Here is a 26,983-nt window from a genome sequence, read left to right as displayed (position 1 = left end):
GAAAACTAACCGAAATATTAATCCGAAATCTATGTGAAAATGCTGTTAAAAAAATTAAATGAAGTTTAAATTAAACAAATTTATACTCTGACTGACCAAATCGTTAAACTAAAAACATGTTTCAATTCAACCGCAACTATTTTGCGCTCACCATTTTGCTTTTTGTGATGGAAATTGCAATTGGTTTGTATGTGCACGACAACTTTATAAGACCTTATTTTGGCGATTTTTTAGTAGTGATTCTACTCTATTGTTTTCTGAAATCCTTTGTAAAAGTATCCGTTTGGGTAGCCGCAGCTCTTGTTTTACTTTTTTCATTTGCTATCGAGAGCGCACAATATTTAAATTTGGTTGAAAAATTAGGATTACAGCATTCAAAAATAGCTAAAGTTGTTCTTGGAAATTCTTTTGCGTGGATGGATTTGCTTGCATATACGTTGGGTATTTTGGCTGTAATTAGCATGGAGAAAATTTTATTTAAAACGAAAGACTAGAAAGCAATAATTACTTCGAGCTCATATTAAAAGAATCAAATTCTTGTAAAAATAAAGTACGTTTTTAAGAACCAATACTAAAAACTTTAAAAATATGATTCAAAAATTATTATCCCCAGCTTCTTAGTCTGCTCATGTAACGGATTGAAATTCGCTTTTTGCAAGACTACCATTTGGTTTATTGATGTTGGTCACGGTATTCCAAAAATGATGAAGCAAATCAATAACACAAAGTAATTTAGTGATCCAATTGGCATCATAGTGCCCGACTCATTGGCTTTAACTGTTTTTGCCGAAGATTTGTGCTACTTAATAATTGTAAGATGATTTTGGACCAGACTGGCTTTAATTCCACTTATTATTACGATGGCAGTTGCCGTGTATAATGTTCAGATCAATGATGGACTAGAAACTATTGAATTAGCACCACTCTATTTTCTTTACTATTGCGCTCTGTTTTTTATGAGAAAATTGTCAATATGCTGTTGATGGAATTCTGAAAAGATAATCATAAACCAACTATTCTTGAAATTTTAATAGTACACCCTTAGTCATGCTGTTTTTAAGGTATATTTAAAGTTTTACTTTTTGTGCAATTTCATAAAAGCAATAATCTCATCAAAGCGTTTGCTCCAAGGCGAGAAATACTGAAGCACCATCGGGACATGCCTTTTGTTCAATTTAATTGGCTCCACATCAGGTTGGAAGGTTTGTAAAGCAACCAAAAAACGGCTATTGGCAATTTTTATGGAATTATAAGTTTTATCTCCTACATAAATTAAAAAGGGAGGCGCGTTTTTGTTTAAAAAATAGATTGGCGAAGCGTCTTTCCATTGCTCAGGATTTGCGGTCCAAGTGGTGAGATAATCGTCTTTTGCCGTTGGCGGATTTTCTTCCAAATAATTTTTCATATCTAATCCTGCCGCATCGTTGAGGATGATTCCAGCAATAGTTCCGGAAGCAATTCCGAACTTTGGATTCATAACCGCTAAAGCACCAAGATGCCCACCTGCAGAATGACCGCTAATATAAATCATATTGGGATTACCATTGTACTGGCTGATGTTCTTTTTTGTCCACTGAATTACAGACACAATCTGCCGCGCCATTTCATCATACGTAGCGTCAGGACTTAACGTATAATCCGGGATAACCGTAATGACTCCCTTGCTGGCAAAATTCCTGCCCAGTAAATCATACGTTCCTTTCCTGCCACTATTCCAATTTCCTCCGTGCACAAAAATTAAAACAGGGACTTGCGCTGCACTTGATTTTCGCGGCACAAAAACATTCAGTCTGGGTACTTTTGAGCTATTTTTATCCACAGATTCTAAATACGAAATATCAGTACTTTTTTTCGCAGCGCAATTGACCAACATAAAAGCACTCAATAAAACGATGATGACGTAGGAGAAACGCATATTTTTTTTTACAAATATAAAATTAAAAAAAGTAGTCTGATACCGCTCATTCTACAAACACAAAACAAAAATCAATCAAAAAATACAAATATTTTTTTTATTTGACTTTTAAAACGCTGTGGTTCTAAACAAAAGAAGCTGCCTTGTGAGACAGCTTCTTCACATTTATCTGTAATTGATTAGTTAAATTGTGAAGCCACATATTCAATTAAGCTTTCATCATTCATTTTATTAGAAGTACTTTGTTTAGTCTCTACATTTTTGTATTGTGGAGTTTCACCCAAATATTTGATGAATTGTTCCTGAGCTGTTCCCGGACCTGTTATGTGTAATTCATCAACATTTTGCATGTGCGCAGTGATGCTTTTGAATAATTTATGAAGTGAATCTCTTTCAGCATTATTAGCTGCATTTTCATTTGAGTTACCACCCTGACCTTCTTCTTTTTCGTGTCCTAAAACTACGAAATCTCCAGAATCTACATTTTCTTTACCTACAATAATTGCATGATGTGAATCCATCCAAACTCCAAATTGTTTTTTACTTTTCTCTGACATTATTTTTTATTTATTTGTTTAATACTTTGTTTTTAAATCGTCAAAAAGTATGCCGTGAAAGTTTAAATACTTTTTCTTTTAAAAACAAGAAATTATTGTCAGTTATTCAGGCTCTGCCTTTAACAAAAAATTTAAGATTGACAGAAATAAATTGTAGGTAAAAATTAATGAAATATAGCTACCTTTATTATAGTCCTGTAATAAAAAATTGCTAACCAAAATATTCTGAAAGTAATGGATTTATAAAATCATTATTTCTTTATTTTTTAATTTATTAATGGCGACTTAAAATAAAAAACTCAACATCTTTTTGTGTGACAAATGACACCAAAAACCAACTCTGTAATTGTAATTTTGTACCATGCAAACAGCTGTAAAAACGCGCAAATATCTTAAAAATAAAACTATGGAAGTATCAAAAATAATCAAAGAAAAACTGGGGACCATTGTCGATGTGCGCTCCTATGATGAATTTATGGGTGGCCATGTTGCAGGTTCATTCAATATTCCGTTGAATGAAATTCCGCACAGAATGCACGAAATACAGGAACTCAAAGCGCCTTTGATACTGTGTTGCGCCTCTGGAAATAGAAGTGGTCAGGCGCAAGTGTTTCTGACCGCACATGGTGTCGAGTGTTATAACGGCGGTTCGTGGCTGGATGTGAATTACCTTCAATCTCAATCTGAATAAAATGATAGAAAGACTCAAAAAATTATTCGGACTTGGTTCCAAAGTGAACTATCCGGAATTAGTGCAAAACGGAGCCATTATCGTTGATGTGCGCAGCAAAGCGGAATATTCCACGGGGCATATAAAAGATTCTATTAATATTCCTGTTGATGCGCTACGCAATAATCTCTACAAACTGAAAGATAAAAACCAACCTATAATTACGTGTTGCGCTTCAGGAATGCGAAGTGCTTCGGCAAAAAGTATTTTGAAATCAAATGGATATACAACAATTTATAATGGTGGTGGATGGAGCAGTCTCAGAAATAAAATAAGCTAAATAAAAAACTAATTTGTTAGCGATGAAGCTTGATGAAAAGAAAAAAAAAAAATGCAACATCGACAGGAATTGTAATGTCGACTATCAACAAACAAGCCTGCACAGCGGATACAATTACAAATATAAAAGCATAATTTCAATACCAGAAAAGCATGACATATTGCGTTCCAATAAATATGAAGCCCACTAAATGTGGGCTTCCTTGTGAATTATAATTTAACTTAAATAAAAATGTGCTGTGTTTTTACAGCTAACGAAAAATTTTTATTATTCAGCCATGGCCGGATAATCAGTGTATCCTTTCACTGTGTCAGTGTAAAACGTACTTTGGTCTGGTGTGTTTAATGGCGCATCAGCTTCAAAACGAGCCACTAAATCCGGATTCGCAATAAAGGGAACTCCATAAGCAACAAGATCAGCGTAACCGTCCTCGATAACTTTGATACCCGTTTCTTTATTAAAACTTTTATTGATGATTAAAGTTCCTTTATAAAACGGTCTGAAATGTTTGGCCACTTCAGTAACTGCAAAAGGTACATCATCCACTGGCGTAAAAGGCTCCGTTAAATGCACATACGCTAAACCATAATCATTTAAACGGTTTACAATATATTCATGCGTTGGAATTGTCTCTTTATCCAGCATCATTCCCTGCGAATTGTGCAATGTAGGATTCAATCGAACGCCAACTTTGGAATAATCAATAACACCTTTTAAAGCATCAAGAATATCAAATAGGATTCGGGATTTATTTTCAATAGAACCGCCGTATTCATCAGTACGATGATTGGAATAACCATTAAAAAACTGTTGCAACAAATACCCGTTGGCAGCGTGCAATTCGATTCCGTCAAAACCTGCAGTCATCGCATTTTTTGCTCCGTTTTTAAAATCTAGAACGGTTTGGTTAATGTCTTCAATCGTCATTTCTTTTGGAGTCACCGTATCTACAAAACCATCTTTGGTATAGGCTTTTGCATGAGGATTCAGCGCTGAAGGTGCGTGGGGTAATTCGCCATTATGTAAATCCGGATGCGACAATCGTCCCGTGTGCCACAATTGCGCAAATATGGTTCCTCCTTTTTCGTGTACTGCTTTTGTAACCAGTTTCCAACCTTCAGTTTGTGCTGCACTGTAAATTCCAGGCACATTGATAAAACCAACTGCTTTTGTGCTTACAAACGTTCCCTCAGAAACAATTAAACCTGCTGTAGTTCTTTGCGCATAATATTCTGCTGTAAGTGCTGTAGCAACATTTCCTTCATTATTAGAACGGCTTCGCGTCATTGGCGCCATCACCATTCTGTTTTTTAAAGTACGGCTTCCTAATGTATAGGGTTGAAATAAAATTGATTTACTCATTTGATTTTTTGTTAAAAATTAGTAGTTTATGTATATGCAATACTGGCTTTCAAACCAATACTTGTAAAAAGAGTCCAAATAGTTTTTAAGGTTTCTTCATCATTTCCTTTTAAAAGAACGGAATTTTCTACTTCATCCATTGATTCGAAACTCTGAATAACTTTAGAAAAAGGAAATAAAAGCTGTAATTTGTCAAGAGTACTTTCAAAATCAATCGTATTCTTTTCGTTCACCAAAACAAGTACGATTTTACCCGTAGCGACTCTTTTGATTTTTTTAGTAAAATTATCATCAGTTGCCGCATCATTTGAAAGTATTATAATATCCGCCTCCCAGCTTGCATTAGTTGGACAAATCATTATCTCCGCATTTGCCTTTGGAAACTCTAAAAGTATTTGGGCATAAACATTATTCAGCACAACAGCATCATAATCAAACAACAAAACGGAATTGGTTTTGGCAATTTGCTTCGCTAAAAAAATACTTTTGGTTTCTGAAACTCCGAGGACTGCAAATGTTCTTCTATTTGACATGAACTTTTATTTACAGGACAAAGTTAAGGCTGTACGGCTAAAAAAACAGTTGATGTAAAACAAGAAATTCTATTGATCTAAATCAATTTTAATTAACTCCGATTGTTAATTTGTTTGCGAACCCGACTCAATGTTTCGGGTTTAAGTCCAAGGTAGGAAGCGATCATGTGTTGGGGAACACGATTTACAATTCCGGGATAAGCAATTCCTAAATTGATATATTTTTCTTCGGCGGTTTCTGTTAAGGCTGAATTTATTCTGGCTTGATTTGCGATATAAGCATTTTGCAATAACAAGCGTTGGTATCTTTCGAACATGGGAATTTTATCCATCAAAGCTTCTCTGGCAGCTGTTGTCAGCAAAAGTAGTTCAGAATCTTCAAGTGCTTCAATGGTATAAATAGAGTTACTGTTGGTCAAAAAACTGGACAAATCAGTAATCCACCAGCCTTCAATTGCAAATTGTACGATGTGTTCATTTCCTTTTTCATCCATGGAAAAAGAGCGAAGAATTCCTTTTTCAATAAAGGCATTGTAGATGCAAATATCTCCTTCCTGCAACAAAGTTTGTTTTTTGCGCAACTTTTTAGGGATAAAAAAAGTTTTACACAACTCCATTTCTACTTGAGACAGTATCACTTTTTCCTGAATGCTTTTGAATAATTTTTCAAACATGGCTGCAAGGTACTAAATACTCAATTATCCATGAAAAATTTTATTGTTGCAAAATTTAAAATCTTTGATAACTATTAACAAATCTAAAAATGGAACCTTTTATTAATCAAATTATCTGATTATATTTGCGCAGTCTAATTTTAACACACAAATGAAACCGAACACACAACAATTAAACGATTTAACAATCCAAGTCAGAAGAGATATTCTTCGAATGGTACACGCAGTCAACTCAGGTCACCCAGGTGGCTCTTTAGGTTGCACTGAATTTCTTGTCGTCTTATACCAAAATATAATGGAACGCAAAGAAGGCTTTGATATGAACGGTATTGGAGAAGATCTTTTCTTCCTTTCAAACGGGCATATTTCACCAGTGTTTTATAGCGTTTTGGCAAGAAGTGGTTATTTTCCGGTTTCAGAACTGGCTACTTTCCGTTTGATCAATTCGAGGTTACAAGGTCATCCAACTACACATGACGGATTACCCGGAATTCGTATTGCGTCTGGTTCTCTTGGACAAGGATTATCAGTAGGGATTGGAGCTGCTCAAGCAAAAAAATTAAATGGTGACAACCATATTATTTACACGCTTCACGGCGATGGTGAATTGCAGGAAGGTCAAAACTGGGAAGCAATCATGTATGCTTCTGCAAAAAAAGTTGACAACCTTATCGCTACAATCGATTTAAACGGAAAACAAATTGATGGTTCTACTGACGAAGTTTTGGCTATGGGAAGTGTCCGTGCTAAATTTGAAGCTTTTGATTGGGATGTTTTAGAAATTGAAAAAGGAAACGATATAGAAGCTATTATTGCTGGTATGAACGACGCCAAATCAAGAACTGGAAAAGGAAAACCAGTTTGTGTATTGTTGCACACGGAAATGGGTAATGGTGTAGATTTTATGATGTACAGTCATGCTTGGCACGGTAAAGCACCTAATGATACGCAACTTGAAATTGCATTAGGTCAAAATTATATTGAAGCAGAAAGCGACTATTAAATAATTATGAATTATAAATTATAAATTGTGAGTTCTCATAATCGTTTGATTTATAAATTATTCAATTAAGAAAAAATGAAAAAATATACGAATACAGGAAGTAAAGATACGCGTTCAGGTTTTGGAGCGGGAATGACTGAATTAGGTCAAAAAAACGAAAATGTTGTGGCACTTTGTGCAGATTTGATAGGCTCCTTAAAATTTGATGATTTCAAGAAAAACCATCCGGAGCGTTTTTTCCAAATTGGAATCGCGGAAGCCAACATGATTGGAATTGCCGCAGGTTTAACCATAGGAGGAAAAATTCCTTTTACCGGAACTTTCGCTAACTTTTCTACAGGAAGAGTGTACGATCAAATTCGTCAGTCGGTTGCGTATTCAGAGAAAAATGTGAAAATTTGTGCTTCACATGCCGGGTTAACTTTAGGAGAAGACGGTGCAACACACCAAATCCTTGAAGATATTGGTTTAATGAAAATGTTGCCGGGAATGACTGTTATTAACACGTGTGATTACAACCAGACAAAAGCAGCTACATTAGCAATTGCGGATCACCATGGTCCTGTTTATTTGCGTTTTGGTCGCCCGGTGGTGCCAAACTTTATGCCCGCTGATGAGCCTTTCGAAATAGGAAAAGCAATTGTTTTAACTGAAGGTTCTGATGTAACTATTGTAGCTACAGGACATTTAGTTTGGGAGGCGTTAATCGCGGCTGAAGCATTAGAAGCACAAGGAATTTCGGCTGAAGTAATAAACATTCATACGATTAAACCACTGGATGAAGAAGCTATTTTGAATTCATTGGCTAAAACAAAATGTATTGTTACCGCTGAGGAACATAATATTCTTGGTGGTCTTGGCGAAAGCATTTCCAGAGTCTTAGCCTTGAACAGTCCGTTACCGCAAGAATTTGTGGCGGTGAACGACAGCTTTGGAGAATCCGGAACACCAGAACAATTAATGGACAAATACAAATTGAACAATCAAGCGATTGTTGAAGCTGTAGAAAGAGTGATGAAAAGAAAATAATCTCTTCATTTTATACCAAAAAAAAACAGTTCAATTTAGATTGAACTGTTTTTTTTTTTAAAATTGTATTTTTTAGTTACATTTTACTAAATGCCTTTTGACTCTGTCCGGATTAGTAGTATTACCGTCACAGCTAGGGATAGACTCAAAAGGGATTAAAACACCATTAGTACCTGTGATTTCTGTTCTGGTACTGATTCCATCACCATCATCATCCGTGTCTAAAAAATTAGGAATTCCATCTTTATCAGTATCATCCGGATTTGCGACACCAGTTGCAAAAACACTCATATAACCATCTCCATCCAAATCCTCTTGAAAATTTTTAATTCCATCACCATCCGAATCAACTCTGCTAATTTCATATAATTTAATACTAAAAACCAATGGCGCATAAGCTGGAATAGAGCCATTTCCTGTATTATAATAACCTAATCCCGAAGGTATAAAAAGAACTCCTGCTCCAAAATCTTTGTAAGAAATGGTACCATCAGTATTAGATGAATATGTTCCTGATTTAAATTCCGGAAAAGATTGCTCCCAACCTTTTATAAGAGGGTCATTAGGATTATATAAGTAAAAAAACTGCTGCGGACTCTTAGCTTCTTCGAAAAAAGTAGCTGTTAACGTTTCAACTTCGGCAACTTTTTGACGGGACAAATAATCTCCCTTATAAGAAGTTAGTATCCCGTCCGTATTTGTAGGTGAGATTCCTGTTCCTTCTCTTAAAACCAAGTAATACAATGTATACGTAATGTCGTGAAGTTTTACAGGTCTACTCAAAAGTTTAGGATATGTAGGACTCTTCAAATAAGAATAGATAGAAGGTTGCGTTCCACCTGTTGCAATCTTAGTAAACGTAACATCTTGATCGTCTTGAAAACCGGCGTGGTTCACAACGGTAATATAATATGTTTTTAAATACTCTTCAATATCCGTTAAATCAGTTGCATATTGCACTGCATAGTCTCTTGGTGGGGTGATTTCTGCTGGGGCATCATCCTTTGAACATGAAAATAAAGAGACGGTTGTAATTAATAGAATAAAATAATACTTAAATTTGTTCATTATAGCTAATTTTTTAAGTGCGCAAGATACAATATTGATTGATTTTTGTAAACTATTTAACTCCGATTTTAGAAAATTTATGAGAATAGATAAATATTTATGGTGCATGCGGTACTACAAAACCAGAAACATGGTTACCGAAGCCTGTAAGAAGAATCACGTAACGGTAAACGGTCTAGTTGCCAAACCTTCAAAGGAAGTTTTCCCTACTGATAAAATTACATTTAGAAAAGACCAAATTACCCAAATCATTACGGTTTTGGACATTCCTGAAAACCGTGTCGGGGCAAAATTAGTTGATATTTACAGGCGAAACGATACGCCGGCAGAAGCGTATCAACATCTTGAACTTTTAAAATTATCGAAAGAACACTATCGAAAAAATGGAACCGGAAGACCAACTAAAAAAGACCGAAGAGACATTGATGAATTTGGTAATGAAATAATTACTGACGACAGCACCGAATAAAAAACAGGACATAATCTAAGATCTCAATTGGCGGTAACTTTAAACAATAAACTAAAATAATGAGCAGAAATATCATCTTAACGAAACAAGAAATAGAGCATAAAATAAAAAGAATTGCGTACCAAATCTATGAAACCTTTGTAGACGAAGAAGAAATTGTAATTGCGGGAATTGCCACTAACGGTTTTATTTTTGCAAAAAAAATCGCATTGGTTCTGGAATCCATATCGCCCATTAAAGTTTCGCTTTGCGAAGTGCAAATCAACAAACAAAATCCGCAGTTGCCCATTCACACTTCCTTACCAAAAGAACAATACGCTAATAAAGGCTTAATTCTGGTTGACGATGTATTGAATTCAGGAACAACACTAATTTACGCAGTAAGGCATTTTATTGACGTTCCGTTGAAAAAATTCAAAACAGCGGTTCTCGTTGACAGAAACCACAAAAAGTATCCGGTAAAAGCAGATTTTAAGGGAATATCGCTTTCTACCTCATTACTGGAACATGTGCATGTTATTTTTGATCAAGACAATGATGATTGTGCGTATTTAAGCTAAAATAGCAACAATATCTAAAACCGTCTGATCAATGGTTTTATTATCAACTACCACTTTGTATTGCGCCTGATTGTAATAAAAGCTTCGATCAAAAAGATGTTTTGCAATAAACTCTTTCATTTCGTCCTCGCTTTTAGCGGCTATAAGAGGACGTTTGCTTTTATTAAGCTTCAATCTATTAAATAAAGTCTGAATTGACGCTTTAAGATAAATAGAAACAACATTATCGCCTTTTAACAAGTCATGGTTATTGGCATAACACGGCGTACCTCCGCCCAATCCTATAATTAATTGCTCTGGCGAATTCAATAATTCGACAAAAACTTCATGTTCTAACTTTCTAAAATATATTTCTCCATGTTTCTCAAAAATGGTATTTATGGATAAATTTGCTCCCTCTTCAATTTTTTTATCCAAATCCACAAAAGGAATTCCGATATTTTTAGACAGATTATTTGCAATTGTGGACTTACCACAACCCATATAACCCAATAATATAATTTTTTTCATCTGAATAAAACCTTACAAATTAAGGTGTTGAGTAATTTTGTTTAAAAAAGACAAATTTATAATAAAATTGCTTTGAAAACTCCAAAATAAGTCCTTATATTTGCACCCGCGTTCAAGGAAAGAATATGACTCGATAGCTCAGTTGGTAGAGCACATCACTTTTAATGATGGGGTCCTGGGTTCGAGCCCCAGTCGGGTCACAATTTTAGTGATCAACACATAATTTTCTTGAAAGCATTGACTCGATAGCTCAGTTGGTAGAGCACATCACTTTTAATGATGGGGTCCTGGGTTCGAGCCCCAGTCGGGTCACAAAAAGGTCGAGTAATTTATTACTGGACCTTTTCTTTTTTAAGGCCACGTGGAGAAACGGTAGACTTGCCAGCTTGAGGGGCTGGTGCTCGAAAGGGCGTGCGGGTTCAAATCCCGCCGTGGTCACAAAGCAGAATGCTTCTAAAACAATCAAGTATACTTGAAGGTTTCAGAAGCATTTTGCTTTTTACAAAAAATCATTTTATGAAAAATAATCAGGCGATATTCATAAGCAATTGTTTTTTTTCAATTTTAAAAAATATTTCCTAACGCATTTAAAAAAAAATAACCATCAAAATTCCCACGGACAGGCTTCCTGCAAAAAAGAAGAAAGTACCAATGTATAAAAATGTTGTATTGTTTTTTACTTTCATAGGTTTACTGCTTTGTCTTTCTGGTGCTGTGTTTCCCATCTTTAGTGCTGTTTTAATTCGATAAATAATGATTCGATTTAAAATCTCTATTTATGCAAAATTACGGGTATGAAAAGGCTTCCACAATACCAACTTTTAGTGATTTTTTAATTGAATCTAAGATTGATAAAGTCTATTCAAAATAAAACACATTTCTATTCGTTAACTAAATAACTAAAAAAAGAATTGTACCTTTATATAATTGTCACCCATTAATAATTAAAGAAATTCCCCCAATTTCAAACCTTAAATTTTATGAGAAAATTAGTCCTACTAGCATTATTATTATTAACTTCCTTATCGGGATGGAGTCAAAATCCAATCGCTTATGACTTATTTGACAAAGCGTTAAAGAAAGCAGAAGTGGGAAACAACAAAGGCGCCATCGATGATTACAGTAAAGCAATTCGAATTGATCCTTTATTCGCCTCGGCATACCTAAACAGAGCTCTTTTGAAACAAAAATTAGGTGATATTAAAGGTGCTTTAAACGATGTAGACACAACAATAAAAGTAGAACCTAAAAGAAGTGATGCTTACACCACAAGAGCCGACATTAACTATAAAGCGAAGGATTACAAAAGTACGATCGAAGATTGCACCATGTCTATTAGTTTAAACGAAAAGGATTATATCGCGTATAATTTAAGAGGCCTTTCTAATTTTCATTCTAAAAATAAGAAAAATGCCTGTGCCGATTTTACCAAAGCAATCCAATTAGGCAGTCAGAGTGCCGTAAAAAACAAAAAAATGTTTTGTAAATAAAAGGTTGACACAAATTATTTAAAATTTACTCCATAAAAAAAGCGTCTTGAAACTATCAAGACGCTTTTCATTAGCTGTAAACCCATTTATTTCATTAATTGCTGTAACGGTTTCAATTGTTCTAAATCGATGTTGGATTGTTGTAACACACTCATCATAGTCATTACGCTGGTAGGGTTCATATCTTTGCCCAAAATTCTCACCACTGCAAAACCATTTTCTTTTTTATTGGCATAAAAAACAAATTCCTCGATATGTTCATCGGCACCAACAAAGCTAACCGAAGCACCTTCTTTGCCTGAACCAAATTTCATCAATTGCTGATACTTATTGTCTTGTAAAATCAAGTCAACTTTGGCACGTTCCGTTTCAAACTCTGCCTTGTTGGTATCATTTAATTTGAAAGCCAGCACATTAATTTTGTCAAAAGATTTCAAAGCATCAATTTGTGCCACCGACAATTTTGTTTTATCCACATTCAAAATATCGGAAGAAACATCAAGTGCAACAAAATTTTTGTTTTCGGTGTTTTCCACAAAATACTTTTGCAAGGTTGGCTCCGAGCTGCAACTAATCAGGAACATACTGAAAATTAGTGCAATTCCATAGGTCATTTTCATCTTATTTTTTACCTTTAGTTGCTTTCTTCAGGTCATCGCCTCCAGGAATTCTCATCTTATCGGTAAGAATCGAAATTTCATTCAAATCGAAAGTACCGGTCAGAGACATCAGAACCGTATCGTCATTTTTAGCCCCTTCAATAAACATCAGTAATTCTTTTATTTGTGAATCAGTTGAACCTGATTTTACCAAAATTTTTATGTTTCTGCCATTCTCATTTACGCGCATCAACTCTTCTAAGCCGGCTGATTTGATGTACTTGTCGGCAACTAATTTCATTTCTCCCTCTACCCGAGTGCTTTTGGTAGTGAAAACTTTTAAATTATCAAGCTTTTTTATTAACGCCAAGTATTGTTGGGTTTCTTTGTCAGAAGCGTCAACTTTTACTTTACTCATCAAGTCAAACATTTTTTTATTGACAATAATTGAGGTTACATCATCTTGTCCGTCAAATTTATCGAAGGCTGTTTGCGCAAAAATTGGACTCGCAATAAAAACGAGTAATACGATGATTAAAAACTTTTTAGATGAACTTAGACGTGAGTTCTTTTGAATCTGTTTTGCTGGTGTGCAAAAACTTGGATTGGGATTGATTGATTTCATTTTTTTTAATTTGTTTACGATTATTTTAATTGATTGTAGCGTTTTACGCCGTGATTAATATTTTTCGGAAGATATTAAATGCCCCCGGATTTATTTTTTTGTTTTCTGAACACTTTATTTTTAGCAATTTGATACTCTTCAATATACTTTACACTTTCTATGCCAACGTTTACGTTATTCGACAATAAATACAACGCTTTTTGAGTCGCTTTGAAAGCTAGTTCAGGATCATCGTAAGTTCCTAAATCTTTACTTTTAGTCACCGTTTCCGAATCATAAAACATATACGTTCCTATTCCCATCAAAACAACAACCGAAGCCGCAATAGAAACCCAAGCTAAATTCCTTTTTTTATACTTGTTTTCACCCTTATGAATTTCGAATGCTGAAATTTCCTGCTTGTACTGCTGCCCTTTTGCAACAGCAAAATGTTTAAATAACGATGCATATTGTTGTAAATGTGGAGCAACCTCAGGTGACGCAAAATAATCCTGCAATTCTTGCTCGTCATTAATCGTGGTTTCCCCTTCAAAATATTTTTTTAGTAACGTTTCTGCTTTATATAATTCCATAATTGTGTGTTTTCGTCATGTATTCTCGTATCGTTTTTCGTGCTCTGGAAAGTGAAACTCTAATAGCACTCTCCGTCATATCAAGCATTTTAGCCATTTCTTCAAATTCATATTGCTCAATATCCCGGAGTTGAATGATCATTCGTTGCTGCTCCGGCAATTGACTTATACTTCTTTCAACCCAATTCAAACTATCATTATCTTCCAGTTTCTTGTCCAAAGCAGGAGCTGAATCTGTGTAGTTACTAGAAACAATTTTCAGATTATCTGCTCGCTTGGATTTCAATTGATCTAAACAATAATTTTTTGTAATGGTCATCGCAAATGCCTCAATACTGCTATAACTGGAAAGCCCGCCATTCTTGCTCCATAATTTCACCAAAACTTCTTGAGTCGCATCTTCGGCTTCCTCGGTACTCACCAGCAATCGCTTAGCCAACCTGAAGACTTTGTCTTTGAAAGGAGCCACAATTAGCACAAACTCATTTTGGTTCATAAAAATTAGGTATTAAACTGATTATAGAATTAAGACGATTCAAATTTATTTTTGCAACATCGAACATAAAATAAAACTAAAGTTAGTATTTTTACGTTTATTAAGATTAAAACAAATATATGAGAACTGCATTCAAATTTACACTTTTATTATTCATCGCTACATTTGCATTCCAAAGTTGTCAGGACAATGATGATATTGCACCTCCCGCCAGTTTAGAAATCCAGGATTTCATATGGAAAGGCATGAATCAATACTATTTATGGCAAGCTGATGTTCCAAATTTAGCAGATAACCGTTTTGCAGATCAAACTGCATTAAACACTTTTCTACGAGGCTATCCGGTTCCTGAGGATTTATTTGCTGCTTTAAGAGTGAGTCCGTCTATTGATAAATTCAGTTGGATTGTAAGTGATTATTTGGAGCTCGAAGGAACTCTTCAAGGAACAACAAAAAACAACGGAATCGATTTTGGTTTAAGCTTTAAACCAGGAAGTACTACCGAAATATTTGGTTATGTGCGTTATATTATTGCAAATTCAGATGCTTCTACTAAAAATATTAAGCGTGGTGATTTTTTTACGGCTGTAAATGGAACGCAACTGACGGTCAGCAATTATAAATCATTACTTTTTGGCGCCAACGAAAGTTACACGCTAAATCTTGCGGAATTCAACGGAACTACAATTGTTGGGAATGAAAAATCAGTCTCATTAACAAAAACAGTGCTTTCTGAAAATCCAATTTTAATCAATAAAGTAATCACTTCTGGTGCTCACAAAATAGGATATTTGATGTACAATGGTTTTTATGCCAATTATGACAAGCAGTTAAACGATGCTTTTGCTGCTCTAAAATCACAAGGAGTTACGGACTTAGTATTAGACTTAAGATATAATGGTGGTGGTTCAGTGCTATCTGCGACACGATTGGCAAGTATGATTACAGGACAATTTACAGGAAAAGTTTTTGCAAAACAACAATGGAATGCGAAAATCAATGCCTATTTCGAAGCCGAAAATCCAAGTGCTTTATTCAATTATTTTACAGATAAAATTGAGTCAACAGCCATAAACAGTTTGAACTTGACAAAAGTTTACATCTTAACTAGTGCAAGTTCAGCATCAGCAAGCGAACTTGTAATTAATGGATTAGAACCTCACATCAACGTAATACAAATTGGTGATGTAACGGTAGGAAAAAATGTTGGATCTGTTACTCTTTATGATTCTCCAAGTTTTGGTTCAGAAAATAGAAATCCAAACCATAGATATGCGATGCAGCCTATTGTATTAAAAATTGTCAACTCTGTTGGGTTTGGAGATTATTTCAAAGGATTGCAACCTGATTTTTTAGTAAAAGAGTCTTTGAGCACATTAGGTGTTCTTGGTGATACAGCTGAACCTTTATTAAACACAGCTATCGGAAAAATAACCGGGACATCACGTATGGCACGACAAAACCCAGGAAAAGAATTTGACTTTTTCACTGATGCAAAATCGATAAAAGGAATGCAAAACCAAATGTATATTGAGAAAGCACCAGAAGGACTTTTGAAAGCTTTGGAATAAAAATACAGTTACACAATAAATCTTACTTTTTGTAAGTTATTATTGAATAACCATTTAAGACAAAACCAAATGAAAAAAGCAATTCCGTTCTTTCTGACTTTTGCGACCATCGTATCTTTTGCATTCGTAACAACACATACTGGAAAATCCAAACATATCAATGTTGTTATTGATGCTGGGCATGGCGGATCCGATTTTGGAGCTACTTCGAGCAGCAGCAATGAAAAACGAATTGTAGCCCAAATCACGGATAAAATCAAATTTTTGAATAAAAACGAAAATGTTACTATTCACCTCACGAGAATTGGAGATCAATTTCTTTCTTTGAGCGACCGTTCTGCACTGATTAACAAGATCAAACCTGATTTAGTTTTGTCATTGCATATCAATCAAAATGCAAATGTAGCAAAATCAGGAATGGAATTTTATGTTGCTACAGAGTCGATTGCGAACGAAAAGTCAAATGAAATTGCGGTTGAACTTCGCAACAAATTTATCCGCAATACTACTATAAAATCATCTGAAGTAAAGAAAGCTCCCTTTTATATTTTAAAAAAATCGGAAGTCCCGGCAGTACTTGTTGAATTGGGTTATATGTCTAATCTTGATGATAGAGAATATTTAACAAATGATTTGGAACAAAACAAAATTGCAGCAACTATCGTAGAATTCATTTCAGAGTTGAAATAACAATAAGTTACAAAAAAGAAAAGGCTTTCAGTGATGAAAGCCTTTTTCTGTTTACGTAGATTCGAATTACAATTTGATATTCATACCTAATTTAAAATTTCTTCCTAAAGTATTATAGCCTACATTTTCAACAAAATCAGCGTTCAACATATTGCTTACCGCACCAAAAACGGACAATCTGTTTTTTACCAATTCATAACGAACAGAGGAGTTTATTAACTGATACGAACCTAAAACAATTTTTGTTGTAGCAAAGCTGTTTCCATCAAAAAAAGCATCATTTCTACTGTCAACATATTGATAATCTACGTTCAAAAACAACCTGTTATTGATTTGAAAATCCAATGCTGAATTCACTTTATGTTTGGAAATCAATCGATCCAGTGCGCTATCCACTTGCGTAAAAGTATAATTTGAATTCCAGTGGATTTTTTCGCTCAAGGCAAAAGAGGCTTCGATTTCTACTCCTTTCGCTTTATTCAATCCGTCAATGTTAATGTAGTTCGAATCAAAAGTTACCGGATTAAAATAAAATCCGATAAAATTAGTTTGCTCACGGTAAAAAGCAACTGCATTCAGTTTTATTTTTTTATTCGATAATAGCGTCTCAAAACCTGCCTCCAAAGTCCTATTTTTCTCTGGTGTCAAATTGGAATTTCCATATTCAGAATACAATTGATACAAACTTGGCGTTACAAAAGCAGTGCTGTAAGATGCTAAAATCTTCAATGGAATGGTTTTAAAATCATACGATGGATTTACATTATAAACCAATTGATTGCCATATTGACTGTGAATATTCAACCGCGCTCCAGCATTCAAATTCAATCCAAAATCCGTGGTAAAAACACCCGTGACATAAGGATCAATCATGTTGAATTTAGTAGCTTCCTTCAAAATTCCACCATAAGGAGTAATGCTGTTCATGTCATGAAACTGATATTGGGCTCCGGCAACTAGGAAAAACGATTCTGAAAATTCATATTTGTTATAACCATCTACGTTGACACTTCTAGATTCATACTCCGAAAATCCTGGCGTATTTGAATAAAAATCGAAGTCGTTATACGTACGTACGATTTTGTTGAAGCTGGAGTTCATAACAAATTCCCCTTTGGAATATTTGTATTTTGGTAAAAAACCAAAACGAAATTGTTCCGATTCTGTGGAATTCAAATCGGTATCATTTGCACCAGTGTTATCAAAAGAAGCATCATAATCAGAGCCTATTTTATCATAATTACCAAAGAAATCTAATGTCAATTTTTCTGTAGCTTTATATCCTAACTTTGCAAGATAATTGATTCTGGAAAAACGATCCGCTTCATAATTGTCAGATGGATTTACGGGAGCAATCTGTGACATTCCACTTATTTCAGTGCTATTTAAAGACACGAAATAATTCACCTTTTTAGCATTTCCGTTGACCGAAAAACCTTGATTGTAATTTTGTAAGCTGGTTTTATCAGTATTTGCAGTATTATTGGTTCCCACATTTACATACGCATTCCCCTCAATAGATTTCTTGCCTGATTTTTTCAAGTTAATATTTATTACTCCAGTTGCAGCACCTGAACCATACAACGTGCTCGCTGCACCTTTCATAATTTCAACGCTTTCCACCTGCTCCACCGGAAGCAAACGCAAATCATATTCAAAACTAATTCCGGACGCATCATTCACCGGAATTCCATCAATAAGAATCAACACTTGATTGTTTTTTCCACCCCGAATGTAGTACCCTAAATTTTTGCCGGCAGCACTTTGGTTCCCGTTAATTTCTAATCCTGCTACAGAGCTTAAAATGTTTGCCAGGCTTTGTCCGGCTTTGTTTTTTAGATCCTCAGCTGTAATTTTAGTAATAACTTTTCCTGATTTTTCTTTTGCCAAAGCAAATTTGGAGTCGGAAACCACCACTTCTTTCAATTCACCTTCAGAAGAGATTGTTTGATTTTGTTGCGCAAAAGCACAGGTTGTTATTAGTACGAATAACGCACTAATACGAACGATTTTTTTGTTCATTTTATAAAACATAAAGTAACAGCTATTTTCTGCTACATGACTAAAAATGGGGAGAAAAGCATAGAATTACCCATACCCAAACCTTTTTTCCCGAAAGTTTGATACTCGATGTAGTAGGCAGGTCTCCTGGCTTGCGTCTTGTTGTTTACCTTCTCATTCTTGATTTAGGGTTATCGATTTTTCCTTTAGGATTTTTCAATCCCAATTCCCAAATCATAACTTCTTAAATTTTCGAACAATGGTTTTGTAGATAACAACAAGCTTGATAGCTTACAGTTGCGGGTACAGCCCAGGATTTTAAATTCTTGATTTAGGATTCTTGTTTTAGGATTTAACTCCTGAAATCTGAATCCTGAAATCTGTAATCTTTCACCTGATTCCCTTTTAATGCTGGTTTGAAAAATCAAAGCAGCAACCTCATAACGGGTGCAAATATAGCTTTATGATTGGAATAAAAAATAAAATTTGATTTTTAAAACGGATTAAATATACCTTTGCAGTTCTTGAAAATTATTTTATGAACTCATATTTATTAAAATTTACGCTCTTTTTATTTGTCGTCACTTTCGGTGGATGCAAACAAAATGACAAGACTTCCACTGTTGCAAATAAAGCCGCAACTAATGAAGTTCAGTATGCAGAGGGTTTGGAAATTTATAAATACCAAGGCTACACAATTGTAAAAGTCACACGACCTTGGCCAGAAGCCAAAGAAAATTTTACTTACGTTTTACAGAAAAAAAACGGCATTATTCCGGATAGTTTAAAACAGTTTTCCATCATTCCAATTCCAATACAATCGATTGTTGTTACCTCGACCACTCACATTCCGGCACTTGAAATGCTAGGCGTCGAAAATACTTTGGTTGGTTTCCCGAACACCAATTATATTTCATCTGAGAAAACCAGAAAACGCATTGATTCGGGAAAAGTAAAAGAAGTAGGAACCAATGAAACTCTAAACACCGAAGTTTTGATAGATATGGCTCCAAATGCCATCGTCAGTTTTGGTTTGAACGACAGTAATCCAACGCTCGATAATCTTCAGAAAAGTGGTTTGAAAGTACTGTTAAATGGCGATTGGGCAGAACAATCACCACTTGGAAAAGCGGAATGGATTAAGTTTTTTGGGGCCTTGTACGGATTAGATTCCAAAGCAAATACTATCTTTTCCGAAATTGAAAAGGAATACACAAACACTTTGGCTTTAGCCAAAAAAACAACTTCAAAACCTACCGTTTTGAGCGGTGCAATGTTTCAGGATCAATGGTATGTGCCTCAAGGCGACAGTTGGGCAGCATTATTTTTAAAAGACGCTTATTCAAATTATTTGTGGGCTGACTCAAAGGGAACTGGTAGTTTGCCCTTGCCATTTGAAAAAATTTTAGAAAAAGCTAAAAATGCCGAATATTGGATTGCTCCCGGAGATTTTTCTTCGTTAAAACAAATGAGCGACAGTAATCCGCATTACAGTGAATTTACCTCTTTTAAAAATAAAAAAGTATATTCGTACGGCATAAACAAAGGCGCAAAAGGTGGAATTTTATATTTCGAATGGTCTCCTACACGACCTGATTGGGTCCTGAAAGATTTGATTAAAATTTTTCATCCCGAGTTGCTACCAAATCACAAGCTTTTTTTCTTTCAGAAATTAGAATAAATTGACCAGAACCAACCGAAATACAGTACTTTTTATCTTCCTGACCATCGGGATGTTTTTTTTATTTGTCATAAACATCAGTTTAGGATCCGTTTCTATTCCTGTGAAAGATGTTTTTAGGAGTCTAACCGGAGAAAATGCGAGCAAAGAAACCTGGGAATATATCATAATCAATTACCGCTTACCAAAAGCCACTGCCGCTACTCTTGTTGGAATGGGATTATCCATCAGCGGCTTATTAATGCAAACACTATTTAGAAATCCATTGGCTGGGCCTTACGTACTTGGATTGAGTTCCGGTGCCAGTTTAGGTGTTGCAATCGTTATTTTAGGAGCAACACTGTTACCGCCATTTTTAGCGACAATTTTACTTTCTTCTTACGGGATTATTTTGGCATCAAGTCTGGGTAGTTTTACAGTTTTACTGGCTGTTTTAGCCGTTTCCCATCGGTTGCGAGATACCATGGCCATTTTAATTGTTGGACTAATGTTTGGAAGTTTGACTAGCGCCATTGTTGGAACGCTGACGTATTTTAGCACTGCAGAACAATTGCAGAAATTTACATTCTGGTCCTTGGGAAATCTTGGTAATTTGTCTTGGACATCTATTTCTCTATTGTCCATCTGTGTAGCCATTGGATTATTGCTAAGTTTATTCAGCATCAAACCTTTAAATTCCTTACTTCTGGGAGAAAATTATGCCAAAAGTTTAGGTTTAAATTATAAAAAATCACGACTGATTATCATTTTTGCCACAAGTATTTTGGCGGGAAGCATTACTGCTTTTGCAGGTCCAATTGCCTTCATAGGATTAGCGGTGCCGCATATTTCAAAATTGGTTTTTCAGACGAGTAATCACACTATTTTATTTTGGAGCACCATACTTTTCGGAGCGATTATCATGCTTATCTGCGACAGTATTTCGCAACTTCCCGGCAGTGATTTTACGTTACCAATCAATGCTGTGACTTCCATATTTGGCGCACCGATTGTAATTTGGCTATTAATTAGAAGAAAAACTTTTATTTAAACCATTTACTGTGATATTTTTTAAACACATAGAAACATAGTAATTCAACTAAAAAAAATCAAATGTATACTAAAAAATATTTAGATGAATTAACTTATGAAATAATTGGTGCCGCTATCGAAGTTCATAAAACTATGGGTAAAGGATTGCTTGAGAGTGTTTATCATCAATGTATGAAAGAAGAATTATCACATAGAAAAATTAATTTTTTAACAGAGATGAAAGTCCCAATCATTTATAAAAACACAGAACTAACAACCGATTTCCGATGTGATCTATTTATTGAAGATTGTTTAGTCGTTGAATTAAAATCTGTTTTAGAAATGAATTCTATATTTGAAGCGCAGCTTCTAACCTATATGAAACTCTTAAAAGCACATAAAGAAATTATAATAAATTTTAACTGCTTCAATATTTTTAAAGAAGGACAAAAAACTTACGTTAACGAGTATTTCAATCTTTTATCGTAAAAAATACAATTCTATGTTTCTATGTGTTTAAAATTTTATGAAGGAACTATCCAAATATAATGGAAAATAAAATCATCTTACAGGCTTCACAAATCAGCATTGGTTATTCTCACAAAAAAGAAAATACCATTGTTGCTTCGAACATTAATTTGTGTTTAGAAAAAGGTAAACTGATTGCATTAATTGGTGCAAACGGAATTGGTAAATCGACGCTTTTACGAACGATAACCGGTATTCAAAAAACGATTTCGGGAACCGTTATGTTCAATGGGACAAACATTTATGAAATAGACGCTTTAACTTTAGCCCAAAATCTGAGTGTGGTTCTAACTGAAAAATTGCCTCCCAGTAATCTTACTGTTTTTGAATTGATTGCTTTGGGAAGACAGCCATACACGAATTGGATTGGAAAATTAACCGCTGAAGATATCGTGAAAGTGAATGAAGCGATGGAATTGACTCAAATCAGTCATTTAGCGGCAAAAAGGCATTACGAAATTAGTGATGGGCAACTGCAAATAGTGTTAATTGCACGAGCTTTGGCGCAAGATACACCATTAATTATTTTAGATGAACCTACAACTCACTTGGATTTACTGCATAAAGTGGTATTGTTTAAACTCTTGAAAAAACTCACTCAGGAAACTCAAAAATGCATCCTTTTTTCTACTCACGATATCGACATGGCGATACAATTAAGTGACGAAATGATCATTATGACTCCGGGAAACATGGTTCAAGATCAACCGTGTAATTTGATTTTGAAAGGTACTTTTAATACTCTTTTCAAAGACGAGCATATTGTTTTTGATCCTGTTAAAGGGAAATTTATAATTTCTTAAAACTTTAAACTAAGTTGTCTTTTCGCTTCGCCAATTACGAACGCCACCGAATTTGCGATGTTGAAACTTCTGATCAATGAAGACATTGGAATCGTAAGATGATTCGGGAATTCGTTCAAAACAGCTTCGCTCAAACCTTTACTTTCTTTTCCAAAAACCAACCAGTCTCCATCCTGAAAATTAGTCTCCAAATACGATTTTTCAGCATGGGAACTCATCAGGAAAACTCGGGACAAATCAGGAATCTGGGCTTTCCATTCCGCTACATTTTGATATTCGGTTACATCCAGATGCACCCAATAATCCAAACCGGAACGTTTTAAGTTTTTATCATTGATAACAAATCCAAAAGGGTGAATTAAGTGTAAACGGCTTTCGGTACCAACGCACAATCGGCCAATATTTCCGGTATTATTTGGTATTTCGGGTTCTACTAAAACGATATTTAACATATTATACTTTATTAAAAGATTGAAAAATTAAAAGATTAAAAAATTCAGAGCAAATCCTTTAAATTTCTATTTGAAAATTTCCTACTTCTTTAACTCCTCCAGCCTGTAAATCATGGAGATGTACATTTCCTATTCGGACTCTAACTAAACGCAACGTAGGAAAACCAACAGCTGCGGTCATTTTTCGGACTTGACGAAACTTTCCTTCATAAACCGTTATTGATGCCCAGGAAGTTGGACCGTGACGTTCATCACGTATTTTTTTTCCTCTGGCTCCAAAAGCGGGGATTTCATTTATTAATGACGCTTTGCAGGGTTTCGTCATATATTTCGTGCCATTAAAGCCTATTTCGACACCTTTTTGCAATTGCTCAATCGCTTCCTGACTGATAATCCCATCGACTTGGACATAGTATTCCTTATCGACTTTCTTGCTCCGAATAATTTCGCTCATCATCCCATCAGTAGTTAGCAACAATAATCCTTCGGAATCTTCGTCAAGACGGCCAATTGCCATCGTTCCTTTGGGAAAATCATACAGTTCTCCCAGCAGTTTCTTTTTCCTTTTTAACTCGTAAATAAACTGACTTAAATATCCGTAAGGCTTGTGAATGATGAAGTGCGAATGGGACATTTTATTAAATTATTTGTGCGTGCAAAGATAGTTTTGTTTTCGCTGGATTAAAAACTGTGACACCATACATTTATTGGTTTAAACAAAACGCTATGTTAAATAATTCGATTATCTCGCAATAATGACGTACTATTATCAAAATTATTAGAATTAATTTTAAAATTACAGATTATGGAAAGCAACGATCTAGGTTCAAAGAAAACAAATAACAAGCAAAATACAAACGAGGGATTTAGTGGTCAGAATCTAGCCCAAAATACGAATCCTGAAGTATCCCATTTAAAATCAGAAGTGGAAACTGATTCACATGGAAATCAAAAAATTGTACAAAGAGCACGAAATATAGAAGGAACTTTAGAACAAAATGAGGATACTACTCCCAAAAATTTAAGTTCTGATACCGCAAATGTTTCTGAAGAACAAGCTAAAAAAATGGTAGAAAATAAAGATCATAATTCGGATATCACTCCTAATCGTTATCCAAATGAACATCCAGATAATAAGGAAGACAGAGGGAATATTAAACTGGATGATTAAAAATTGATTTTTTTTAAAAAGGCCAATATGAAAATCGATTCATATTGGCCTTTTTAATTTTTAAATATTTTAAAAAAGTAAAATAAGTAGATTTTATTAAGCTGTTATTTGTGGATAGCCCCTTTTACTTACGGTTTTAATTGGTTAATTTTATAATATTCTCTTAACTTAAGATATATTATTTTTACTGCTTAATCCAATTGTAAAACTATGAAACACAATTACTATTTTAAGCATTTAGTAGCTTTTTTAAGTTTTTTTTGTTGCTTTTCGGCCTCCGTTTTTGCACAAGCAACATCCCCTGTAACCCAAGATTTACCTTTTTCTCAGAATTTTTTAGCTTTAGATGCGGCCTCTGCTGCCTATCCCGCAGGATTTCAAGGTTGGACAGCCAGTATAATACCGGGAAGCTCGTTTAACACCACAGCTACACAAGTTGCAGACAGAGCATTAGTTGCCAGCAGTACAGCTGGAACAACGAGTGGAAACATCCACAATTATAACGGAAAAATTGGTTTTCTGAATACTGGTTCGTTAGATTTAGCTTTAGGATTTGCTTTCAAAACAGTTGGTAGATCCAGAATTGCCGTAGAATATGATGCCATGGTAATTCGTAATCCCTATAATGGAACTACAAATTCTCGTATCAATGAATTAGTACTGCAATACAGAGTTGGTACTACCGATGCTTTTAATACTTTATTACCAACTGTGTACTCTAGCGGTATAACTTCACAAACCGCAGGTACAACAGGACTAAACAGTCAAAAAATCAAAGTTGTTCTGCCAACGGAATGTGACAATAAAGAAGTAGTTCAAATTCGATGGATATCAAGACAAGTTTCCGGTGGTGGTTCCCGCCCTTCGTTTGCCGTTGACAACATCAGTGTAAATAATGATGTTACGCCTGCTGTAAATGCGGATGGATTTCCAAAAATTAGCAACATCCTGTCTGATGGATTTGATTTTTCAACTCAATTAAACGAAACTGGAAAAACTTATTTTGTTGTATTACCATCAGGAAGTGCGGCCCCAGGCGCAGCACAGATAAAAGCAGGAACAAATGCTACTGATGCAGCGGCTTTACAAGCAGGTGTAATCGAAATTACAGATGCTACTGTTGCGTATGTAAAAAACATCACGGGATTAACTTTGTCCACTGCTTATGTAGTGTATTCTATATCTGAAGATGCCAGTAGTAACATTCAAACTGAAAGCAACAAACTGAATGTAGTAACTTCCAGCGTCGTAGTTCCATCTTTATCAACTACTAAAACTGCTTTAGATTTTAGTTTTATTGAGCAAAATTTCAGTTCAACTGCATTAAATTATCAGATTGAGGCGTTTAATATTACTGGAGCGGTAACCTTGACAGCATCCGGGAACTTTACAATTTCTAAGAATGAAACTACCAATTTTCAATCGGTATTGGTTTTTCCTGTACAAGATTTCAATAACAATAAAACTCCTGCCGTTTATGTGCGATTTACACCCTCTATAACTGGTGTATCTGCAGGACAAATCATTCATGAATCTACTGGCGCTTCCACAAAGACAGTGGCTTTATCAGGAACAGGAATTAATCCGTACATACAAGATTTTAATGATTCAAAGGTCCTAACAAACAGTGGCTGGACAGAATATAGTGTGGCCGGTGATAAGATTAAATGGGTGAGCACAAATACCCGCTTTAACAGTTCACCAGCTGCTGTACAAATGAATGGCTATTCAGAAACTGGAGTTAGTAAAGATTGGTTAATTTCTCCTAATTTACGTTTAGACACTTTTGACAAATTCCCATTATTGTCTTTTTATTCACGTAAATTTTTTGCAGCAACACCACTTAAATTGATGGTTTCTGTTGATTATGATGGAAAAAGCAATCCGGAAACAGCAACTTGGACCGCTCTTGAAGGAGATTTTCCAACTACTACAGGAACATTCAAACAATCTCAATACATCAACCTACAAGCTTATAAAACCAATCATACTTATGTGGCTTGGATATATGAAACTATCGTTTCTAGCGGTTCTGATATTGCTGAATGGACAGTTGATGATGTAAAAATCTCTAATGAAGCCTCATTTTTAGCTTCAAATCCTAATTTTAATTTTGGAGAAGTAGCACCAAATACCGCTTCAACAAGCCAGTCGTTTGTTTTCATGGCTGGTGGTTACGGCGATATTGCTGTTACGGCTCCCGCTGATTACCAGTTGTCTGTTGACAACAGTAATTTTCAATCCAGTGTAGCGGTTTCAGCTGCTGACGGAGTTGCTGGAAAAATAATTTATGCTCGTTTTTTCCCTTCGTCAAAAGCATTGAGTATTTCAGGTACTTTGACAGTTGTTGGAACAGGATTGAACCAAGAAACAGGATCTTTCAAGGGTTCTTCATTCCCTAAAACAGAAACATTTGATATTGTAACTTACAACTTAGAATTTTTTGGAAGCAATGTAATGGGTTCAACGGGAACTGAATTTGGTCCAATTGATGATGCGTTACAAATTGAAAATGTAGCAAAAGTCATGAATACTTTAAATGCTGATGTTTATTCCGTTCAAGAGGTTTCTGATGATGCCGCTTTAGAGACATAAATACAAAA

General features: G+C 34.9%; 31 protein-coding genes, 3 tRNA genes and 1 riboswitch. Of the genes, 19 read left to right on the top strand and 15 right to left on the bottom strand.

Annotation, left to right across the window (positions count from 1 at the left end; genetic code table 11):
• The first annotated feature begins 116 nt into the window (after nt 1-116).
• Nucleotides 117-494 (top strand): DUF2809 domain-containing protein, encoded by a 378-nt coding sequence (locus ACP7AV_RS15150; RefSeq protein ID WP_426092660.1) that lies wholly within the window; start codon nt 117-119, stop codon nt 492-494.
• A 581-nt stretch (nt 495-1,075) separates the two neighbouring features.
• Here the strand turns inward: ACP7AV_RS15150 and ACP7AV_RS15145 are convergent.
• Entirely contained in the window at nt 1,076-1,915 is an 840-nt protein-coding gene (locus tag ACP7AV_RS15145; protein WP_426092659.1) for an alpha/beta hydrolase, read from the bottom strand.
• Between the two features lie 179 nt (nt 1,916-2,094).
• Nucleotides 2,095-2,472, bottom strand: a complete 378-nt coding sequence (locus tag ACP7AV_RS15140) for a hypothetical protein (RefSeq protein ID WP_426092658.1) — start codon at nt 2,470-2,472, stop codon at nt 2,095-2,097.
• 361 nt (nt 2,473-2,833) lie between these two features.
• Between ACP7AV_RS15140 and ACP7AV_RS15135 the strand changes: the two genes are divergently transcribed.
• Nucleotides 2,834-3,163: a rhodanese-like domain-containing protein gene (locus tag ACP7AV_RS15135; protein ID WP_426092657.1), complete on the top strand. Its 330-nt coding sequence runs from the start codon at nt 2,834-2,836 to the stop codon at nt 3,161-3,163.
• Between the two features lies 1 nt (nt 3,164).
• Nucleotides 3,165-3,482 (top strand): rhodanese-like domain-containing protein, encoded by a 318-nt coding sequence (locus ACP7AV_RS15130; protein WP_426092656.1) that lies wholly within the window; start codon nt 3,165-3,167, stop codon nt 3,480-3,482.
• Nucleotides 3,483-3,749: 267 nt separating this feature from the next.
• On the opposite strand, the gene ACP7AV_RS15125 is transcribed toward ACP7AV_RS15130, so the two are convergent.
• The 3 genes from ACP7AV_RS15125 to ACP7AV_RS15115 all read right to left on the bottom strand — a co-directional run bounded on the left by ACP7AV_RS15125 (nt 3,750) and on the right by ACP7AV_RS15115 (nt 6,051).
• A complete protein-coding gene (locus ACP7AV_RS15125; RefSeq protein ID WP_426092655.1) occupies nt 3,750-4,844 on the bottom strand; it encodes an alkene reductase in 1,095 nt (364 codons plus the stop codon).
• A 26-nt stretch (nt 4,845-4,870) separates the two neighbouring features.
• Nucleotides 4,871-5,377, bottom strand: coding sequence for a hypothetical protein (locus tag ACP7AV_RS15120; RefSeq protein WP_426092654.1), 507 nt, complete (start codon nt 5,375-5,377; stop codon nt 4,871-4,873).
• A gap of 92 nt (nt 5,378-5,469) precedes the next feature.
• The gene (locus ACP7AV_RS15115) at nt 5,470-6,051 is read right to left on the bottom strand and encodes a Crp/Fnr family transcriptional regulator (protein ID WP_426092653.1); all 582 of its coding nucleotides are present in this window, start codon (nt 6,049-6,051) and stop codon (nt 5,470-5,472) included.
• Between the two features lie 151 nt (nt 6,052-6,202).
• Between ACP7AV_RS15115 and ACP7AV_RS15110 the strand changes: the two genes are divergently transcribed.
• The gene (locus ACP7AV_RS15110; RefSeq protein WP_426092652.1) at nt 6,203-7,054 is read left to right on the top strand and encodes a transketolase; all 852 of its coding nucleotides are present in this window, start codon (nt 6,203-6,205) and stop codon (nt 7,052-7,054) included.
• 75 nt (nt 7,055-7,129) lie between these two features.
• Entirely contained in the window at nt 7,130-8,083 is a 954-nt protein-coding gene (locus ACP7AV_RS15105) for a transketolase family protein (protein WP_426063599.1), read from the top strand.
• A gap of 72 nt (nt 8,084-8,155) precedes the next feature.
• On the opposite strand, the gene ACP7AV_RS15100 is transcribed toward ACP7AV_RS15105, so the two are convergent.
• Nucleotides 8,156-9,151 carry an FKBP-type peptidyl-prolyl cis-trans isomerase gene (locus ACP7AV_RS15100; protein WP_426092651.1) on the bottom strand — a complete coding sequence of 332 codons (996 nt, stop codon included), beginning with the start codon at nt 9,149-9,151 and terminating at the stop codon, nt 8,156-8,158.
• Between the two features lie 79 nt (nt 9,152-9,230).
• Here ACP7AV_RS15100 and ACP7AV_RS15095 point away from each other — a divergent pair, with 79 nt between their 5' ends.
• Together ACP7AV_RS15095 and ACP7AV_RS15090 are read left to right on the top strand one after the other, a co-directional pair.
• Nucleotides 9,231-9,620 carry an RNA-binding S4 domain-containing protein gene (locus tag ACP7AV_RS15095; RefSeq protein ID WP_426063597.1) on the top strand — a complete coding sequence of 130 codons (390 nt, stop codon included), beginning with the start codon at nt 9,231-9,233 and terminating at the stop codon, nt 9,618-9,620.
• A 59-nt stretch (nt 9,621-9,679) separates the two neighbouring features.
• Nucleotides 9,680-10,180, top strand: a complete 501-nt coding sequence (locus ACP7AV_RS15090) for a phosphoribosyltransferase family protein (protein WP_426092650.1) — start codon at nt 9,680-9,682, stop codon at nt 10,178-10,180.
• Here ACP7AV_RS15090 and ACP7AV_RS15085 read toward each other — a convergent pair.
• Entirely contained in the window at nt 10,172-10,690 is a 519-nt protein-coding gene (locus tag ACP7AV_RS15085; protein WP_426092649.1) for a shikimate kinase, read from the bottom strand. The two genes, ACP7AV_RS15090 and ACP7AV_RS15085, sit on opposite strands and share 9 nt — an antisense overlap.
• Nucleotides 10,691-10,817: 127 nt before the next feature.
• Here ACP7AV_RS15085 and ACP7AV_RS15080 point away from each other — a divergent pair.
• The 3 genes from ACP7AV_RS15080 (at nt 10,818) to ACP7AV_RS15070 (ending at nt 11,128) form a co-directional block, all read left to right on the top strand.
• Nucleotides 10,818-10,890, top strand: a tRNA-Lys gene (locus ACP7AV_RS15080).
• 39 nt (nt 10,891-10,929) lie between these two features.
• Nucleotides 10,930-11,002, top strand: a tRNA-Lys gene (locus ACP7AV_RS15075).
• Nucleotides 11,003-11,045: 43 nt separating this feature from the next.
• Nucleotides 11,046-11,128 (top strand) — tRNA-Leu (locus ACP7AV_RS15070).
• A gap of 149 nt (nt 11,129-11,277) precedes the next feature.
• Here the strand turns inward: ACP7AV_RS15070 and ACP7AV_RS15065 are convergent.
• Nucleotides 11,278-11,415 (bottom strand): hypothetical protein, encoded by a 138-nt coding sequence (locus ACP7AV_RS15065; RefSeq protein ID WP_426092648.1) that lies wholly within the window; start codon nt 11,413-11,415, stop codon nt 11,278-11,280.
• 255 nt (nt 11,416-11,670) lie between these two features.
• On the opposite strand from ACP7AV_RS15065, the gene ACP7AV_RS15060 reads away from it, so the two are divergent.
• Nucleotides 11,671-12,180 (top strand): tetratricopeptide repeat protein, encoded by a 510-nt coding sequence (locus ACP7AV_RS15060; RefSeq protein WP_426092647.1) that lies wholly within the window; start codon nt 11,671-11,673, stop codon nt 12,178-12,180.
• Between the two features lie 86 nt (nt 12,181-12,266).
• On the opposite strand, the gene ACP7AV_RS15055 is transcribed toward ACP7AV_RS15060, so the two are convergent.
• From ACP7AV_RS15055 to ACP7AV_RS15040, 4 genes are all read right to left on the bottom strand, one after another.
• Nucleotides 12,267-12,800 carry a DUF4252 domain-containing protein gene (locus ACP7AV_RS15055; RefSeq protein ID WP_426092646.1) on the bottom strand — a complete coding sequence of 178 codons (534 nt, stop codon included), beginning with the start codon at nt 12,798-12,800 and terminating at the stop codon, nt 12,267-12,269.
• Between the two features lies 1 nt (nt 12,801).
• A complete protein-coding gene (locus ACP7AV_RS15050; protein WP_426092645.1) occupies nt 12,802-13,404 on the bottom strand; it encodes a DUF4252 domain-containing protein in 603 nt (200 codons plus the stop codon).
• Nucleotides 13,405-13,478: 74 nt separating this feature from the next.
• Nucleotides 13,479-13,976, bottom strand: a complete 498-nt coding sequence (locus tag ACP7AV_RS15045; protein WP_426092644.1) for a hypothetical protein — start codon at nt 13,974-13,976, stop codon at nt 13,479-13,481.
• Nucleotides 13,963-14,472: an RNA polymerase sigma factor gene (locus ACP7AV_RS15040; RefSeq protein WP_426092643.1), complete on the bottom strand. Its 510-nt coding sequence runs from the start codon at nt 14,470-14,472 to the stop codon at nt 13,963-13,965. The genes ACP7AV_RS15045 and ACP7AV_RS15040 overlap by 14 nt, the downstream gene beginning before the upstream one ends.
• 119 nt (nt 14,473-14,591) lie before the next feature.
• Here ACP7AV_RS15040 and ACP7AV_RS15035 point away from each other — a divergent pair, with 119 nt between their 5' ends.
• Complete coding sequence (locus tag ACP7AV_RS15035) at nt 14,592-16,043, top strand: S41 family peptidase (protein WP_426092642.1); 1,452 nt, start codon at nt 14,592-14,594, stop codon at nt 16,041-16,043.
• A gap of 69 nt (nt 16,044-16,112) precedes the next feature.
• Entirely contained in the window at nt 16,113-16,733 is a 621-nt protein-coding gene (locus tag ACP7AV_RS15030) for an N-acetylmuramoyl-L-alanine amidase family protein (protein ID WP_426092641.1), read from the top strand.
• Nucleotides 16,734-16,799: 66 nt separating this feature from the next.
• On the opposite strand, the gene ACP7AV_RS15025 is transcribed toward ACP7AV_RS15030, so the two are convergent.
• On the bottom strand, nt 16,800-18,755 hold the full coding sequence (locus ACP7AV_RS15025) for a TonB-dependent receptor plug domain-containing protein (RefSeq protein ID WP_426092640.1): 1,956 nt from the start codon (nt 18,753-18,755) through the stop codon (nt 16,800-16,802).
• 99 nt (nt 18,756-18,854) lie between these two features.
• A riboswitch (cobalamin riboswitch) is annotated at nt 18,855-19,190 on the bottom strand.
• An 82-nt stretch (nt 19,191-19,272) separates the two neighbouring features.
• Between ACP7AV_RS15025 and ACP7AV_RS15020 the strand changes: the two genes are divergently transcribed.
• The 4 genes from ACP7AV_RS15020 (at nt 19,273) to ACP7AV_RS15005 (ending at nt 22,757) form a co-directional block, all read left to right on the top strand.
• A complete protein-coding gene (locus tag ACP7AV_RS15020) occupies nt 19,273-20,415 on the top strand; it encodes an ABC transporter substrate-binding protein (protein WP_426092639.1) in 1,143 nt (380 codons plus the stop codon).
• Nucleotide 20,416: 1 nt separating this feature from the next.
• The gene (locus tag ACP7AV_RS15015; protein WP_426092637.1) at nt 20,417-21,445 is read left to right on the top strand and encodes an iron chelate uptake ABC transporter family permease subunit; all 1,029 of its coding nucleotides are present in this window, start codon (nt 20,417-20,419) and stop codon (nt 21,443-21,445) included.
• 62 nt (nt 21,446-21,507) lie between these two features.
• A complete protein-coding gene (locus ACP7AV_RS15010) occupies nt 21,508-21,915 on the top strand; it encodes a GxxExxY protein (protein WP_426092635.1) in 408 nt (135 codons plus the stop codon).
• Between the two features lie 59 nt (nt 21,916-21,974).
• Entirely contained in the window at nt 21,975-22,757 is a 783-nt protein-coding gene (locus ACP7AV_RS15005) for an ABC transporter ATP-binding protein (RefSeq protein ID WP_426092634.1), read from the top strand.
• On the opposite strand, the gene ACP7AV_RS15000 is transcribed toward ACP7AV_RS15005, so the two are convergent.
• Entirely contained in the window at nt 22,754-23,209 is a 456-nt protein-coding gene (locus ACP7AV_RS15000; protein ID WP_426092633.1) for a tRNA (cytidine(34)-2'-O)-methyltransferase, read from the bottom strand. The genes ACP7AV_RS15005 and ACP7AV_RS15000 overlap by 4 nt on opposite strands.
• A 58-nt stretch (nt 23,210-23,267) precedes the next feature.
• Nucleotides 23,268-23,843, bottom strand: coding sequence for a pseudouridine synthase (locus ACP7AV_RS14995; protein WP_426092632.1), 576 nt, complete (start codon nt 23,841-23,843; stop codon nt 23,268-23,270).
• A gap of 171 nt (nt 23,844-24,014) precedes the next feature.
• Here ACP7AV_RS14995 and ACP7AV_RS14990 point away from each other — a divergent pair, with 171 nt between their 5' ends.
• On the top strand, nt 24,015-24,380 hold the full coding sequence (locus ACP7AV_RS14990; protein WP_091206768.1) for a hypothetical protein: 366 nt from the start codon (nt 24,015-24,017) through the stop codon (nt 24,378-24,380).
• Nucleotides 24,381-24,590: 210 nt separating this feature from the next.
• A complete protein-coding gene (locus tag ACP7AV_RS14985) occupies nt 24,591-26,975 on the top strand; it encodes a choice-of-anchor J domain-containing protein (protein WP_426092631.1) in 2,385 nt (794 codons plus the stop codon).
• Nucleotides 26,976-26,983: the final 8 nt, after the last annotated feature.

The sequence above is a fragment of the Flavobacterium sp. DSR3-2 genome (assembly GCF_049896525.1).
Lineage (GTDB): Bacteria > Bacteroidota > Bacteroidia > Flavobacteriales > Flavobacteriaceae > Flavobacterium.
This window is presented reverse-complemented; position numbering and strand designations above follow the sequence as displayed.

Excerpts from the sequence above, each read along its gene's own strand:
- ACP7AV_RS15150 (WP_426092660.1), top strand. The coding sequence starts at position 117 with ATGTTTCAATTCAACCGCAACTATTTTGCGCTCACCATTTTGCTTTTT.
- ACP7AV_RS15145 (WP_426092659.1), bottom strand. The coding sequence starts at position 1,915 with ATGCGTTTCTCCTACGTCATCATCGTTTTATTGAGTGCTTTTATGTTG.
- ACP7AV_RS15140 (WP_426092658.1), bottom strand. The coding sequence starts at position 2,472 with ATGTCAGAGAAAAGTAAAAAACAATTTGGAGTTTGGATGGATTCACAT.
- ACP7AV_RS15135 (WP_426092657.1), top strand. The coding sequence starts at position 2,834 with ATGCAAACAGCTGTAAAAACGCGCAAATATCTTAAAAATAAAACTATG.
- ACP7AV_RS15130 (WP_426092656.1), top strand. The coding sequence starts at position 3,165 with ATGATAGAAAGACTCAAAAAATTATTCGGACTTGGTTCCAAAGTGAAC.
- ACP7AV_RS15125 (WP_426092655.1), bottom strand. The coding sequence starts at position 4,844 with ATGAGTAAATCAATTTTATTTCAACCCTATACATTAGGAAGCCGTACT.
- ACP7AV_RS15120 (WP_426092654.1), bottom strand. The coding sequence starts at position 5,377 with ATGTCAAATAGAAGAACATTTGCAGTCCTCGGAGTTTCAGAAACCAAA.
- ACP7AV_RS15115 (WP_426092653.1), bottom strand. The coding sequence starts at position 6,051 with ATGTTTGAAAAATTATTCAAAAGCATTCAGGAAAAAGTGATACTGTCT.
- ACP7AV_RS15110 (WP_426092652.1), top strand. The coding sequence starts at position 6,203 with ATGAAACCGAACACACAACAATTAAACGATTTAACAATCCAAGTCAGA.
- ACP7AV_RS15105 (WP_426063599.1), top strand. The coding sequence starts at position 7,130 with ATGAAAAAATATACGAATACAGGAAGTAAAGATACGCGTTCAGGTTTT.
- ACP7AV_RS15100 (WP_426092651.1), bottom strand. The coding sequence starts at position 9,151 with ATGAACAAATTTAAGTATTATTTTATTCTATTAATTACAACCGTCTCT.
- ACP7AV_RS15095 (WP_426063597.1), top strand. The coding sequence starts at position 9,231 with ATGAGAATAGATAAATATTTATGGTGCATGCGGTACTACAAAACCAGA.
- ACP7AV_RS15090 (WP_426092650.1), top strand. The coding sequence starts at position 9,680 with ATGAGCAGAAATATCATCTTAACGAAACAAGAAATAGAGCATAAAATA.
- ACP7AV_RS15085 (WP_426092649.1), bottom strand. The coding sequence starts at position 10,690 with ATGAAAAAAATTATATTATTGGGTTATATGGGTTGTGGTAAGTCCACA.
- ACP7AV_RS15065 (WP_426092648.1), bottom strand. The coding sequence starts at position 11,415 with ATGGGAAACACAGCACCAGAAAGACAAAGCAGTAAACCTATGAAAGTA.
- ACP7AV_RS15060 (WP_426092647.1), top strand. The coding sequence starts at position 11,671 with ATGAGAAAATTAGTCCTACTAGCATTATTATTATTAACTTCCTTATCG.
- ACP7AV_RS15055 (WP_426092646.1), bottom strand. The coding sequence starts at position 12,800 with ATGAAAATGACCTATGGAATTGCACTAATTTTCAGTATGTTCCTGATT.
- ACP7AV_RS15050 (WP_426092645.1), bottom strand. The coding sequence starts at position 13,404 with ATGAAATCAATCAATCCCAATCCAAGTTTTTGCACACCAGCAAAACAG.
- ACP7AV_RS15045 (WP_426092644.1), bottom strand. The coding sequence starts at position 13,976 with ATGGAATTATATAAAGCAGAAACGTTACTAAAAAAATATTTTGAAGGG.
- ACP7AV_RS15040 (WP_426092643.1), bottom strand. The coding sequence starts at position 14,472 with ATGAACCAAAATGAGTTTGTGCTAATTGTGGCTCCTTTCAAAGACAAA.
- ACP7AV_RS15035 (WP_426092642.1), top strand. The coding sequence starts at position 14,592 with ATGAGAACTGCATTCAAATTTACACTTTTATTATTCATCGCTACATTT.
- ACP7AV_RS15030 (WP_426092641.1), top strand. The coding sequence starts at position 16,113 with ATGAAAAAAGCAATTCCGTTCTTTCTGACTTTTGCGACCATCGTATCT.
- ACP7AV_RS15025 (WP_426092640.1), bottom strand. The coding sequence starts at position 18,755 with ATGAACAAAAAAATCGTTCGTATTAGTGCGTTATTCGTACTAATAACA.
- ACP7AV_RS15020 (WP_426092639.1), top strand. The coding sequence starts at position 19,273 with ATGAACTCATATTTATTAAAATTTACGCTCTTTTTATTTGTCGTCACT.
- ACP7AV_RS15010 (WP_426092635.1), top strand. The coding sequence starts at position 21,508 with ATGTATACTAAAAAATATTTAGATGAATTAACTTATGAAATAATTGGT.
- ACP7AV_RS15005 (WP_426092634.1), top strand. The coding sequence starts at position 21,975 with ATGGAAAATAAAATCATCTTACAGGCTTCACAAATCAGCATTGGTTAT.
- ACP7AV_RS15000 (WP_426092633.1), bottom strand. The coding sequence starts at position 23,209 with ATGTTAAATATCGTTTTAGTAGAACCCGAAATACCAAATAATACCGGA.
- ACP7AV_RS14995 (WP_426092632.1), bottom strand. The coding sequence starts at position 23,843 with ATGTCCCATTCGCACTTCATCATTCACAAGCCTTACGGATATTTAAGT.
- ACP7AV_RS14990 (WP_091206768.1), top strand. The coding sequence starts at position 24,015 with ATGGAAAGCAACGATCTAGGTTCAAAGAAAACAAATAACAAGCAAAAT.
- ACP7AV_RS14985 (WP_426092631.1), top strand. The coding sequence starts at position 24,591 with ATGAAACACAATTACTATTTTAAGCATTTAGTAGCTTTTTTAAGTTTT.